Here is a 13,515-nt window from a genome sequence, read left to right on the forward strand (position 1 = left end):
ACGAAGGTTCGCCATGAAGTCTGATATATCTGAATGCTCTTTTGACGCGACGATCGCTTCGGAAGCAAGCACGACCCACGGGAAAGATCGCCGGACAGACCGGCTCCTGCGGAAACCTGAGGTTACCGCAAAAACCGGGCTGTCCGTGTCGGCTGTATCGGTTGGAAACAGCCGGCCGCTTCCCTCGCCGCCGTCGCATCGGATTGCGCTCCGTCGCTTGGTATGAAAGCGACATCGAGGAGTTTATTGCTGATCCTCTAGGCTACCGTTCAGGTACCGGCTGACCACATCCTGCGCTGGGTCGAAACCACATGTTATGAGGTCCGCCCAAATCTGGATGAGCGTCCCCCGCGGTTTGCGATAGCGAGATCGGTTGTACGACCATTCCGATGCGGACACCCCTGGCGGAACATGGGCGAGGACCAGATCGATCACCATCCGGTCTCCGTCCCGCTCGAGCTCGGCCGCCCGCTCATTCATGATAGTCGAAAATGACGATCTCCAGCCGTGGGGCACCATCACATTCTTGTATCGCCCTCCTCCCATGCGTTTGTACATGGTGCTTAGAGCCGCATCGGACATCGGCTTTCGCCATGATTTCGAATTAGGAAAGAGGAGTGCGAAGCCGCCCGTCAGCGGCCGCAGTGCGCGGAGCACTTCAACGGCCTGATGTGGCAGTGGCACGTCATGTCCGAAAGCTGGATTGCCTTTGTCCTCGACGTCGAGCTTCATACGGCTTGCAGGGATACGCCAGATGGGTGCATTCGGTATTGCGTCGGGATTATCCCAATTAATACCTTCGAATTCGTTCCAGAGTGCGGTTCGCAACACCCCTACCCGGACCAGGGTCAGCGCCAGAAGACGGGAAGCAAGCTTGACGGTCAGGCTCGACGTAGATCGATCCACGGCCTTCTGAAATTCGAGGGTATCAGGCACTTCTGTAAGTGCCGGCTGCTTTGATCCTCGGCGCGCCGGCTTGAGCGCATCCTTTATCTCGTCGATCTCCAGCAGGATCGCATGTTCGACGAGCCCCTCTCCCTTCGCGCGCCGGAAGACACTTTTTATGTAGCCACGGACGCGTTTGGCGGTTTCGATGGAGCCCCTTGCCTCGATCTTCCGGAGTGCCCGCAGAATGGGCGCGCTCTCGATCTGGCCGATCGGAAGATTACCGAACAGGGGATAGAGGTCGCGTTCAAATCGGTTGCGGACCCGCTTGGCGTTCGAAGCCGACCAGATTGGCTCCTGGTCGGCCAGCCATTCTTCGGCAAGCTTCCTGAAGGTTATCTTCGCGGCCTCAATCCTGGCGATCTTGGCCTTCTGCTTCTCCATCGCCGGATCCTTACCTTCAGAGACGAGCTTGCGTGCCTCGTGATGGGCCTCCCGTGCCGCGACGAGTCCCATCTCGGGATAGCGGCCAAGGGTGAGCGTCTTTTCCTTGGGTCCGATGCGATATCGGTACCGCCAGAATTTTCCGCCGGCTGAGGTGACGTGGAGAAAAAGCCCTTGAGAATCGGCAAGGCGGTAATCGCTTGCCTGAGGCTTGGCATTCTTAATTTCGACGATGGTAAGCGACATGAGATTATACCCTCAAATCGGCCCGCCATGCCCGCAATTATGCCCACAGATTCGCTGAACTGTCCTGGTCTGTCCTGGTCTGTCCTGACCTGTCCTGACCTGTCCTGACCTGTCCTGAACAGCAAAAACGCTGAGAAACCCCAATATTTCAGAGGTTTATTATAGCATCAGAACTGTCTTGAAAGCAATATTTGGTGGGCCCGGCAGCACACGAACTCGCAACCTAGCTGAAACGACTGTTTGGTCGTCGGGAAGTCTCAGTTTTCTCATCGCAAATGGCCTGATCCTAAACTACCGCCCCCGCCTCTCCTTTTGAAATCGAATGCGCACCCCAATTCAGTAATGCTCCAACATCACAGAGCCTCCGGCGATCTGTCGGCGAGTGTGGCAAAACCGTCGTTCTCGGTTCGCCATAAAGGACGGCTTTTGGCCGATAGCGGTCTGTCCTCATTAAAATGGCTTACCGGACAAAGCCGACATTAGGATAGCGCTCGCAGAAATCGGCACTATCATCGACAGAATAACGCTTTGAACCCAGTTATTGGCACAGGCGCCAGAGCATCATCCGCACCCGTGCGTCGTAGCAGTCAAGCGCGAGAATATTGTTACAAAGTCACAGGGGTTCCGAACGCCGCGCAACGGATCGACGCCAGCATCTCGACAAAGCGATTGTCGGGTCTTATCGAGAGATATGCGGTGGGTAAAACGAACCATTTTGGTGGCAAATGTCCTTATGTTTGGACTTCTGCTATTACTGCTCGACCTTCAGGGCGCGTCGTTAATTCGGCCGGGGGATTGGGAATATAAGGACCTGATTGCGGTTCTCCTTACTGTTGTTTCATTGATAGTGACCTTTATTGGATTTATCGTCGCCGTTGCCGCTATCTGGGGCTTCCAGACGCTGCGCAATATAGCAGAGCAGATTTCGGTTGAGACATCGAAGACTGGGAGCGACAGCTATCTTAAATCGGAGAATTTTACCCAGCGAGTGGACGCCGCCATTACTGCAGCGATGGAAGCCCGCGCGCGGGATGCGGTTCAAGATGCCTTGGGTGCGTCGATCGTGAAATCCGACGCCGCCCCGGAACATCAAGTGCGAGATGAAGAATGGCGCGACTGAGCATCCCCCAACTGCCCCCCTATGCGGCGGAAGCTATCGCTCGACATCAGGTGGAAGCTCCGGTCAAACTGGGAGCCATTGCCAATGACCTGGGCGTTAAGGTGGTGATCAGCGATCTGCCTCTCGCTGTGTCGGGAATGCTTGTCCTCGATAAGGATGATCGCCAGACTTGGACCATCAAAGTCAATCGGCACGAGCATCGTAATCGGCAGCGTTTCACAATTGCCCATGAAATTGCACATTACGTTCTCCATCGAGATGTCATAGGCAATGAGTTGGTAGACGATACATTTTATCGGAGCGGCCTGTCAGAGCGGCGCGAATATGAGGCAAATGCCTTGGCAGCCGAGATCTTAATGCCGTGGCATCTAATCACCCAGCTTATGCGCAACGGCGAAAGGGATGTTGATAAACTTGCAGAAGCATTGCAGGTTTCTCCAGCGGCCATGAATATCCGCTTGGGCGTGCTTACCTGAAGCCGCGATCTGTTGGAGAGAGTTCATTTTGTCTACTGCAAAATACTTTCCGAGCCTGACTATTCGACAAAGCGAGGCCGAAGCGCTGCGCAGGTTGGCGGAACCGATTAAGGACTCGATCTTCCCGATTGCTCGCGTCCAAGCGTGGCCCCATCCGAAAAAAGGGGAAGGCGGTCCCATTCAAAGGTCGACCGATCATATGGCGGAAGCCTATGGAGAGCGTCGGATCGGTATGGACCTCGCACTACCAGCCCCGCCGTCTGACAAAATTTACAAAACCCAGGACCGTGCTGACTGGGCCGCACTGGGTCGTTCAGAGGTAGCTGCACTTCACAACCCGGCAAATGGATATGAGGCTTGGTGTTCGTTCATTCGAAGCGACGAGCGTCGTATCCCTGTGGTGCAATGGAACGACAACCCCGCTTTGTTAAAGGCCCAGGTTCAGCAGCTCGCTGCGCTGAACCGGGGGCTGATTTTTCGATTCCGTCGATCGCGAGGTTGGAATCTAACGCAAGCTGCCGCGCTTGCCGACCTTCCTTTGGGCCAGCATCATCTGTTGATGATTTACGACTACGAGCAGATTGGCTTATCCGACGATCTCACCTCCATCGGCGTTATGGCTCAAAGCGCGATCCTCGCTTCCAACTCACATATTTCGGGCGGGTCACGTGCTCATGTTTTTAAGGCTTCGAGTTTCCCAAGCGAATTCACTTCCACTGGCGCAGAATATGCTTGTCTGACGATTCGGGAGCGACAACTTTACAACATGCTGAAATCAAGCCCGCCTATCGTCGCGGCCGGGATTGATTTGCTATACGGCGATCATGCCGCCATTTTCGCGTCCGACAGGGACCCTGCGTTTCGCGGCGTTCCTCGCGTCGATTACCCGATGCCTGGTGAATGGATTTATCATCGTCGACGCGAAGGCTTTCACAACGCTGCAGTCCGAGTGCGAGAGGATCTGAAGTGGGATGATTCGAACTTGTGCTGGGGCGCGCAGCGGATCAGGGAAGCTGCCACCGGCAAAATGGAAGGCCTAAATGCGGCGGGTAGGTGGACTACAATTCGAATGAATATTCATATGCATGTTCAGGCGCAATCGGCGGGCGCCTCATTAACCACAGACGAGCCTTGGGTCGACTAGTCCGCCAGCAAAGCTCTCAATTCATCCGGCATCGGCCCAAAGCTCTTGCCAACGTGGCTATAGACTGCCGCGTCGGACCAGCCACGCGACGCTGGCGGCGAGACTTGAACTACATTGCCATCCTTGATGGCGTCCGCCTCTTGGCCCCAGCGCCTGAGAAAGGAAAGATCACTGGGTCGGATTTTACGCCGCCGAGCCGCTCGCCACAGTGCCCGACTATTCGGCCCGTAGCGCTCAGCAAAAAATGCGAGAACGGCCTGCTTCTTCTTCTCTACGGTCAACTCGGCTGCTTCGGCCACCACTTCGCATCGCCGGAGCCGACCATGTATTGCGAGCCGAGATTGAAGATCCTTCACGGGAACGAGTGAGAGCAATGCATTGGCGTCGAATGTAGGTGAGCGCGTTGCTTTTCGCACTACACGGAGCGGATTAGCGCAATCGAATCCGACCATTTCGAATATGCCAACATGGGGTTCCACTCGCGACATAATCGCGTTGATATGCCGCGTCGCCGCGACAACGGTCACAAAATCAGCATGGCGCGCATAAACCTCAAGCTGCCCGTCAAGTCGGACAAGCGTGTCGCGGTCGGTTTTGATCTCGTAGCAGTGCAGATCATTTCGATCGCACACGGCAACGTCCGCCCGAACCTTGTAATTGTCGAGAATGAGTTCAGCCGTCAATGATGATTGGCTGGACAGCTCCCCCGTCGAGCGCAGAAAATCGAGAAGCGCAGCTTTTGCCTTAGGCTCTGCGCGATCATCTCCCACACGTCTCGTCACGTCATTCCCCCAGCCACAGCGAACTAGTGCGATCTGGCCGCTAAAGTGCGGCGCATAAAGCGTAACCCAAGCGCCAGCAAGGAAGAACAGCTTTGTTTTTCAGGGGAAGCCGGCACAACCATCACTGAAAATTCTTGAGGGCAAACATCGTCCCTTGGGGCCGACGTTGACCCCATTGGGGAACGGCAGCTTAAAAAAAGCCGCTCGCCCGGCTGAACGACCGACATGAGGCGCAACTGATGGGCCGCTTTGCGCCTCCTTCCGGTCATAAACATCCCGCGATGCTCATCCTGAGACCGGCCAGTCAGCTTTATAGTCGCGCAAGCGCACCGCGAAAGGCCGTGACAGCAACAGTATGGTTCGGCATGACCGGTGAAAAGGGCGTGCAGTCAGAAATTTCGGAGTTGTAATGAACTGGCAGATGGCCATGCGACGTCAGGCGGTGGTTGCCTGGCGTGATGAGCAGATAATGACCGCCTACAGCCTGTTCAGCGCCAAGGTGCAGGAAGCGCGTGCCTCATTTGAACAAGCACTCGTCGAACATGCTCGCCTGTATGACACGGTTTGGGATCCGACCGGCTTCGCGGAGCCCCGTATCGATGCGCAGCTACGCAAGATCTTGCCTAAAGCATTAGCGGACTTTGTCGATGACGCGGCAACCGGGCTTGCCGACATCGCGCCTGAATTCGGGGAACTGGCTAAGGCACTGCGACACAGCCATACGCTTTCTCTGCCGCACGCCAAGCAGGTCGAACTTGCCGCAGCGCCCGCCACAGCCGTCCTCGTTCCCCGTCCTCCTTTGGTAAGCGACCAAGCTGCCTTGCCCGACGCTTCCGATGAGCGCTGGACGATCACGAAGCACATGGAAAGGCTTGCCGGTTCTGCTGGCCAAGTCGTGAAACGGGGAGCGGAGATCGTTCAAAAGCAGGCCGACGTCCTTGCCGATACCTTACAGGACAAGGCCGGCCTGCGTGAACGCGTAAGGATCGCCGCTCAAAAACGGATCGCGTCACATTGGATGAGCGAAGCCGGAGATCCCCTACCGGTTTTGGCACAGCTGATCCGCATCATCGATACTACCACTGAAACCGCAAGGATGAGCATGCTATGATCACCGCGTCGATCGGAGATGTCCTGCTGCGCGAGGTTCCCAAGCATCTTGTTTCCGGAGTCGACAGTGGCGCCCTTAAACTGTTTGGATCTGTAATACGCGACGCATCGACCGGCCAGATCGCCGGTTTCCTGCAAGAAGCAGCGCCGCTCGCAAAGCTCCTGTCGAATCCCTTATTGGGCGTGTCAGAGCTCGGGCTGAACGTCGGTCAGATTGTGCAAGGCGAATTCCTGCTGCAGGGGCTTGGCCGCGTAGAACGGGGCATGGCGACTTTGTCGCAGTTGAACTCCATCAATCTCGCGCTCAGCGCAGCAGGCATCGGGGTGTCCATAGCTGGTTTCGCAATTCTGGCCCACCGGATCGGCCGCGTGCAGAAGTCCGTCGATTGCCTCGCCGCGAAAATCGATCTGATCGGCACAAAGATAGATCAGGTCAGGCAGGACCTGATTGATGCAGATCTCGCGGAACTCAAGGCCCTCGCTAAATCGCTCGATGAGGGATGGTCGCTCGCGAGTAACGATCGGGCAGAGCGGCAATGGCACGATGTGGCCAAGGGGGCGCTCAGCCAGCAGGTACGATTTGAATTGCGTGCCGAGCATATCCTCCGCTTGAATCCTGATTATGCGCTAGCTGACGCGATGTTCGACGCTGTCGCCTTTGCCAACAGCCTGCGGGTGGCAGCTTTTGCCGCTTGCAACGAGAGCATTGCCGCTCATGAAGCGGCCGCCGACGGGGCGAGGACCATCGAACGCCTTACGGGGGGTATCGGTGCTGCAGATATTGTCCGATCAAGCCTTGCCGAAGCCAGCGTAGAGGTTGGTACGCCTGAATGGGACACGGCGTTCTTGGCCGCAAAGGATGATGCCGGACCCAAGGTGCGGCAAATCCGGCATCGTGAGGCCGCGATTGCGACCCGCACCGCACCCCTTCCCTTGTTGGAAGCGCGGGGCATCACCCCGCGTGACTGGCTTGCTGCCGCGCGCGAAGAAACCGAAGCTCCTATTCTCCTGCTGCTGCCCCCGGCTGGGGACTGACTTGGCCGGCTGGTTTAAGCCTCACACCCAATCGTGGAGGCCAAAGGCTGCGCATGGATAGGCTGCGCGCGGTAAACAACAATTTTTAGCAGCTTGATCCGAAAAATCGCCCGGCAAGGCTTCGTCCATGTCGGTCGTTCGTGAAGGTCTTATAGCAGACATAATTTCTCCCTTTTCCCGACCTTCTCGTTGGGCATGTAGCCTAAGGTGTGCCAATGTCGGTTCGACTGAATCTTCAAAAGTGGGAATTTACATGACACTGGCAAATGAAATCGAAAGAGCCAGGAAGAAAGTCGTTACTGACGGGTATGAGATGTCATTGGGTGAAGTCGTCAATCTCTACCGAGACAATGAACTCGTCATAGATCCGGTGTTCCAACGCTTATTTCGTTGGGATGATGGGCGAAAAACCAGATTTATAGAGTCGGTTATTCTTGGAATTCCAATTCCTCCTATTTTTGTTTATCAAAACAAAGATGGAATATGGGAATTAGTGGACGGTTTGCAGAGAGTTTCGACTATCCTGCAACTTACTGGAGATCTCCAGGGAGCGCGCGCTCAGGAACTCGGCGAATTGGTCCTCAATGGCACTCGATTTCTTCCTAGCCTTAACGGCAAACGTTGGATGGAATCCGCTCAGGATGCCGGAGATGGCTTGGGCCAAGCGCTTCAAATTGAAATCAAGCGTTCCAGAATTCGTGTTGAAATCCTCAAGTCTGAGAGCGATGTGTCAGCGAAGTTCGAACTATTTCAGAGGTTGAATACTGGCGGTGCCAAGCTGTCAGAGCAGGAAGTTCGAAATAGTATGGCTGTATCACTCAATAAATCATTTTACGATTGGATGATAATACAGTCAAATAATCCACATTTTAAAAACACCACGTCTCAGACGCCTGCGGCGCTAGATGCTCAAGAGGGTGTTGAGCTTGCTCTACGATTTTTGGCATTTAGAAATATTGCATATCAATCTGGACTTGATGTTCATGAGTACCTGGATGAAGCTCTCATCGAACTCGCCGGCAACCCCAATTTCGATATGGCATCGGAGGGCTTGGTCTTCGAGCGAACCTTCAAAATTCTTAATAACGCCCTTGGCTCATCAGCCTTCAAGAAATGGGATGGAAATGCCTTTAAGGGCATGTTCTTGATGTCGGTCTATGAAGTAATGTCGACCGGCGTATCGTACAATCTCGATGCGATCGAAGCAATGCAACCGCAGCAACAAGAATCTTTCATTCAAAGTAAAGCTCAGGGTTTGTGGGCAAACCAAGCTTTCACACAGAACTCTGGTGCGGGAGTCCGCGGTACTACGAGGCTATCTAAGTTGCTGCCCATCGCAGCTGATCTTTTGAAGCCCTAAAAGGCATGGCGGACGTAAGGACGTTAGATCAGTTTCAGGATGCCCTCGACAAAGAAATGAGTTGGAGGGTAAAGGAAATTGGCGTGTTTAACGTCGCTTCCCGGAAAAATGGTTCTGAGAATAAGTCTTTCATTCGAGCAGGTGTCGCACTGACCTATGCGCATTGGGAAGGGTTTATTAAAAAATCGTCTGAAATATATTTAAAGTACGTCGACTACAAAAGTCTTTCTTATCGGGATTTGAAAAGCTGCTTCGCCGTCTTCGGGCTGAAAAGCCGTTTAGCCACTCTCGTCGATTCGAAGAAATCGGTTACAAATATCGACGCTTTTGAATTTATCATCGGCGAACTCGACAGCATAGCAAAGCTGGACTTGGCCTCAGCAATAAATACCCAGTCAAACCTTTCTTCCAAGGTTTTTTGCAACATCGCGAACTCGTTGGCTATAGACACAGTGCCTTACGATACGCGCTTCAATTTGATCGACAAAAAGCTTGTAGACCAACGAAACGCGATTGCACATGGTGAGCACCTCACTCTTAGCGGGGCCGATTTTAGCATTCTGGTCACGGAAGTGCTCGATTTGATGCGGCTATACAAAACCGATCTTCAGAATGCAGCAAGCCTCGAGTCTTACAAGCGCTCTGCTTAAGCGGCAGACACCGCAGCCAGCCGCATCGTGGTCGTATCGCAATTGCCGGGACGCCAGCGCAGCAGGCGCAGCACCTATATATCGCGGCCAACCCGGCTATGGCGCGCACATGGATGGTGACAATGACGGTATAGCCTGCGAACCTTCCTAAAATGACTAGACCGGCCGCAAAGCGCCCCTTTTTGCCGTTTAGCGGTTCTTGTCCACCTTCCATAAGCGTACATCTGTTCAGGTTGCGCTGCCAACCCGGCAGAGTTACGATCGGATCGTAGAGTATCTAGTCTGGCCTTGCCTTAATGGGGGACTTTGTGAATAGCCGGGAGATTGCCGATCGGGCGGACCTAGCCCAGTTCATAGCCGCCTCTGGCGGCGGTCCCCATTATGTTTACGTGCTGCGTGTTCCGGATGGAGAGCCAAAACATGGTGGCTTAGGCACGCCCTTCTATGTCGGTATTGGGCAGGGCGCGCGATTGTTCGCTCACGAGGAAGAGGCTCGTGACCCGTTGCGTTATAGTGCCAAGGTCGAGACCATCCGGTCGATATGGGCCAAGGGCGGCGAGGTTGTCCGCACCATCGACAGCGTACACATAGTCGAGCCCTGGGACCGGGAGGAGGAGTTGATCAACTCGATTGGTCGTCTGGCGGAGGGCGCAGGGCCGCTGACAAACGCCCAGACCTATGCTCGCTCAGTCAAGCTCAATGGCATCGAGGTTCGCAAATATGCGGCAGATCATGCAGAGTCAGGTGACGCGAACGCGATTCCCGCAAAGTTTAAGCTCCGTCACACCCGTTTGATGGCAGGGCCTAGAGAGCCGCTGTCCCGTACTAGCGTTTTCGGAAAGATATACACGGTTGTCGAAGCCAACCCTGGCGTCACGGGTGAGGATCTGATTGGCTTGTTAAAAGCCGTCGATTTTTCGGGTAACAAGTCGGCATACACTCAAGGAGGACAAGTTTCCTCATCGTGGTTGGTGGGTTACATCGAAGGCGGATATTTTCGCGGTGATCGCCATCACCTTCAGGATTATAAGGCACAGTGACTGCGACCGCATGTATGGCGGCGCTGCGCGAGTACTTATCGGCCGATGTTGCGCTGGCCAACTCGCCGGGCAAGGTCCTGTATAGCTCGGCTGCGACTCTCGATCCGTTTCCGATATATTTTCTTGGGACAAATCCCGGTGGTGCGCTGCCCAGCACTCTGGCTCAGTCCCTCGACGACATTACAAACGGATCAAACGAGTATCTGGATTACTCCTGGGAATGCCGACCACTAGGCCAAGCCAAGCTCCAGAAGCAGGTTACTAGGTTCTTGTCAGGTCTCGGTTTTGAGTCTCGCAACGTTCCTGCCAGCAATATCGTGATGACCCGATCGCGCGGAATTACGTCGCACCACGACATGGACGGCGATGCGCGGCGATGCTGGCCGCTTCATCAAATCATATTGGAAAGCGTTCAGCCTCGAGCGATTCTTGCTTTTGGGAGCGGCCTTGAAAAGTCAGCGTTCGCCTATCTTCGTGCCTTCCTTAAGCCCGATGAGGTTGAGAGCATTCCCGCTGAACAGCCCGGCTTTACCTGCCATGCCTTCAAAGCCAGCTTGGGGACGAGAACCACCAACGTCGTTGTTGTGCCGCATCTGACGCGGTATTCGCCTTACAAGAAGCCGGCCATCATGGAATGGGTCAAGGCAAGGCTGGCCTGAACGAAACATCGTTATTAGCTATACTGTTAGCGGCTGCAAAAGCTTTTTTAGGCGCTTGCCGTCGATAAAATTGAGTTATTCAATGTCGGCTATCTCTCAGTCTATCATCGTAACCAGTCGTTCTCCTTACGGCCAAAAGGCGCCCTTCGGACGTTAGGCGCTTCGTGGAGAGCACCCCACCGGTCGCATGGGCAGAATAGGATGGAGCTTACCGGATATGTGTCTGAGAACGATCGTAGTGTATGGCCCCAGAATCGCTTGCAGACCGAGTGCTAATAGGTGATTATCCGTTTTGGCGGGCAGACCCGATTTGGGAACGCCCATGTTAAGACGATATCAACTACGCCTCCCGGGCATTGCAGCGCTGCCGCCGTATTTTGAGCCGGATTTTAGTTACGGCTTAAATGGCACCGTGCAATCACGAAATGTTCACGATTTACCCCTTGCCATCTGCTTGAAAGATGGCGACGATGGCTGACGCTGATCAGCCCAAGGGGCAGAGGCTATATTGCCGCAGACTGGGATATCGAACCGATAATCCTGCTCTGGATAGCCATGACCCACGTATGATCGCGCTGGTTCGGTTGCTCGCACGCCATGCTGCACGATGTGCGTATTCCGATTTTCTCAAGGAGTCCGAGGAAGGCTCCTGAAATGGAGAATGAGTGTGAGGGTTGCCTTATACGCGCGCTATTCGGGTGATAATCAGCGAGAAGCATCCATCTTCGATCAACTCCGGATTTGCCGGCTCCATGCGGAGAAAATGGGTTGGGATATCGTCGAAGAATATACGGATCCCAAAATTTCCGGGGCCTCGATGTTCCTGCGCCCTGGTATTCAAGCACTGATTTCTGACGCTGGTTGCCGGCGATTTGATGTCGTCCTAGCCGAAGCCATGGACCGGTTGTCGCGCGATCAGGAGGATATGGCCGGCATCTACAAGCGAATGACGTTTTCCGACATCAAGATCATCACTTTGTCGGAAGGTGAAGTCAGCCCCCTTCATGTCGGCCTTAAAGGAACAATGAATGCCCTGTTCCTGAAGGATCTGGCTGACAAGGTAAGACGAGGCCTCCGCGGACGCGTTGAGCTCGGAAAATCAGGCGGAGGCAATTCGTACGGATATGATGTCGTCCGGAGAATGAATGCAACTGGTGAGCTGGAGCGCGGTGACCGGACGATCAATGAGGTCCAGGCAAATGTGGTCCTTCGCATTTTCCGCGACTACATCGATGGCAAGTCTCCCAAGGCGATTGCATTCGAACTTAATCGCCAAGGTGTTGAGAGTCCGTCCGGCGTTCACTGGGGGGCGAGTACAATCAACGGCAATTGCCAACGGGGGACCGGCATTCTCAACAATGAGATGTATGTCGGTAAAATAGTCTGGAATCGACAGCGCTTCATCAAAGACCCGAGCAGCGGCAAGCGGCAAGCCCGCCTCAACCCTCAATCTGACTGGGTCATTCAGGACGTGCCCGAACTTCGGATCGTTCCGGAAGATTTGTGGCAGGAGGCAAAGCGGAAGCAAGCCTCGCTCATGCTGCCTCGCGGCGAGCAGAGAGCGAATGCAAGCTTTCGTGATCGCCGTCGACCAAAGCATCTTTTGACCGGACTGGTTCGCTGTGGCTGCTGCGGCGGCGTTTATACGTCTGTATCAGGAACGTTGCTGGGATGCTCTGCGGCCAAAGGTAAAGGCACTTGCGATAACAAGCATAGCATCAGGCGAGATGTTCTCGATCAGCTGGTACTCGGCGCCTTGAAGCGCGAACTCATGCAGCCCGACTTGTTTGCGGAATTCTGCCATGAGTTCACTCGTGAAGTGAACCGCCTCCGAGCGTCAGCGGGGAACTCTATCACGGCTGCAAAGGCCGAGATCAAAAAGATTGATCGCGATCTCGACATGCTCCTGAACGTCATTCTGAGAGGTGGGGCCGCGGAGAAGATCAATGCGAAGATGATTTCGCTGGAGGCTCGTAAAAAGGAACTGGAGCAGGAACTGCTGCAAAGTGAAGCTCCCGCTCCGATGCTCCATCCGAATATGGCTCTTCACTATCACCGTCAGATTGAAGCGCTTCACGTTGCGATATCAGGAATGGATGAAGCGTCGCGTCTGCAGGCCCGTGACATTCTGCATTCGATGCTATCAGCGATCTACATATCGCCTGACGGGGAGCAACATACCACGGTCGACATACGCGGTGACCTGGCAGGCATTATCGCAATCTGCAGACAACAAAAAGGCCGCCCAAAGGCGGCCGTAAACGGCGCTATCGCTTACTTTGATGCGGAGTTTGCGAGTTCAAACCACATTGCTTCCGATAAATGTAGTTTAAGTTGGTTGCGGGAGTAGGATTTGAACCTACGACCTTCAGGTTATGAGCCTGACGAGCTACCGGGCTGCTCCATCCCGCGCCAATATCATCCGCTTCAATTGAAGCGAAAAAGAAAATGAATGGGTTTTATGTATTTACAAAGCGCGAGCTATAATGCCTGGCGACGCCCTACTCTTCCGGGGCTTGAGCCACAGTACCATTGGCGCAGTCAGGTTTCACGTCCGAGTTCGG

General features: G+C 54.4%; 14 protein-coding genes and 1 tRNA gene. 12 read left to right on the forward strand and 3 right to left on the reverse strand.

The annotated features are described in order from the left end of the window. Nucleotides 1-161: 161 nt before the first annotated feature. Nucleotides 162-284: a helix-turn-helix transcriptional regulator gene (locus tag BMY84_RS30510; protein ID WP_256215310.1), complete on the forward strand. Its 123-nt coding sequence runs from the start codon at nt 162-164 to the stop codon at nt 282-284. On the opposite strand, the gene BMY84_RS18560 is transcribed toward BMY84_RS30510, so the two are convergent. Further along, the gene (locus BMY84_RS18560) at nt 244-1,575 is read right to left on the reverse strand and encodes a tyrosine-type recombinase/integrase (protein ID WP_093085619.1); all 1,332 of its coding nucleotides are present in this window, start codon (nt 1,573-1,575) and stop codon (nt 244-246) included. The genes BMY84_RS30510 and BMY84_RS18560 overlap by 41 nt on opposite strands. 733 nt (nt 1,576-2,308) lie before the next feature. On the opposite strand from BMY84_RS18560, the gene BMY84_RS18565 reads away from it, so the two are divergent. Genes BMY84_RS18565 through BMY84_RS18575 form a run of 3 tightly spaced genes read left to right on the forward strand, consistent with a single transcriptional unit; the run spans nt 2,309 to nt 4,315 of the window. Then, nucleotides 2,309-2,695 (forward strand): hypothetical protein, encoded by a 387-nt coding sequence (locus tag BMY84_RS18565; RefSeq protein WP_143075086.1) that lies wholly within the window; start codon nt 2,309-2,311, stop codon nt 2,693-2,695. After that, on the forward strand, nt 2,683-3,171 hold the full coding sequence (locus tag BMY84_RS18570) for an ImmA/IrrE family metallo-endopeptidase (RefSeq protein WP_093085622.1): 489 nt from the start codon (nt 2,683-2,685) through the stop codon (nt 3,169-3,171). The genes BMY84_RS18565 and BMY84_RS18570 overlap by 13 nt, the downstream gene beginning before the upstream one ends. 28 nt (nt 3,172-3,199) lie before the next feature. Beyond that, on the forward strand, nt 3,200-4,315 hold the full coding sequence (locus BMY84_RS18575) for a beta family protein (protein ID WP_177204078.1): 1,116 nt from the start codon (nt 3,200-3,202) through the stop codon (nt 4,313-4,315). Here BMY84_RS18575 and BMY84_RS18580 read toward each other — a convergent pair. Further along, on the reverse strand, nt 4,312-5,097 hold the full coding sequence (locus tag BMY84_RS18580) for a sce7726 family protein (protein ID WP_177204079.1): 786 nt from the start codon (nt 5,095-5,097) through the stop codon (nt 4,312-4,314). The two genes, BMY84_RS18575 and BMY84_RS18580, sit on opposite strands and share 4 nt — an antisense overlap. Nucleotides 5,098-5,506: 409 nt before the next feature. Between BMY84_RS18580 and BMY84_RS18585 the strand changes: the two genes are divergently transcribed. From BMY84_RS18585 to BMY84_RS18620, 8 genes are all read left to right on the forward strand, one after another. Beyond that, nucleotides 5,507-6,208, forward strand: coding sequence for a hypothetical protein (locus BMY84_RS18585; RefSeq protein WP_143075088.1), 702 nt, complete (start codon nt 5,507-5,509; stop codon nt 6,206-6,208). Beyond that, entirely contained in the window at nt 6,205-7,242 is a 1,038-nt protein-coding gene (locus BMY84_RS18590) for a hypothetical protein (RefSeq protein WP_093085628.1), read from the forward strand. The genes BMY84_RS18585 and BMY84_RS18590 overlap by 4 nt, the downstream gene beginning before the upstream one ends. 253 nt (nt 7,243-7,495) lie before the next feature. Further along, on the forward strand, nt 7,496-8,602 hold the full coding sequence (locus tag BMY84_RS18595) for a DUF262 domain-containing protein (protein WP_093085630.1): 1,107 nt from the start codon (nt 7,496-7,498) through the stop codon (nt 8,600-8,602). Between the two features lie 5 nt (nt 8,603-8,607). After that, complete coding sequence (locus BMY84_RS18600; protein WP_093085631.1) at nt 8,608-9,252, forward strand: MAE_28990/MAE_18760 family HEPN-like nuclease; 645 nt, start codon at nt 8,608-8,610, stop codon at nt 9,250-9,252. Further along, complete coding sequence (locus BMY84_RS18605; RefSeq protein ID WP_093085633.1) at nt 9,215-9,403, forward strand: excalibur calcium-binding domain-containing protein; 189 nt, start codon at nt 9,215-9,217, stop codon at nt 9,401-9,403. The genes BMY84_RS18600 and BMY84_RS18605 overlap by 38 nt, the downstream gene beginning before the upstream one ends. Before the next feature lie 157 nt (nt 9,404-9,560). Continuing rightward, entirely contained in the window at nt 9,561-10,292 is a 732-nt protein-coding gene (locus tag BMY84_RS18610; RefSeq protein ID WP_143075089.1) for a GIY-YIG nuclease family protein, read from the forward strand. Continuing rightward, nucleotides 10,289-10,951 carry a hypothetical protein gene (locus BMY84_RS18615; RefSeq protein WP_218146986.1) on the forward strand — a complete coding sequence of 221 codons (663 nt, stop codon included), beginning with the start codon at nt 10,289-10,291 and terminating at the stop codon, nt 10,949-10,951. Before BMY84_RS18610 ends, BMY84_RS18615 begins: the two co-directional genes overlap by 4 nt. Before the next feature lie 667 nt (nt 10,952-11,618). Then, nucleotides 11,619-13,301: a recombinase family protein gene (locus BMY84_RS18620; protein WP_093085655.1), complete on the forward strand. Its 1,683-nt coding sequence runs from the start codon at nt 11,619-11,621 to the stop codon at nt 13,299-13,301. Here the strand turns inward: BMY84_RS18620 and BMY84_RS18625 are convergent. Then, a tRNA-Met gene (locus BMY84_RS18625) sits at nt 13,287-13,363 on the reverse strand. The genes BMY84_RS18620 and BMY84_RS18625 overlap by 15 nt on opposite strands. Nucleotides 13,364-13,515 lie beyond the last annotated feature (152 nt).

Origin of the sequence: Sphingobium sp. AP50 (assembly GCF_900109095.1) — a bacterium.
GTDB lineage: Bacteria > Pseudomonadota > Alphaproteobacteria > Sphingomonadales > Sphingomonadaceae > Sphingobium.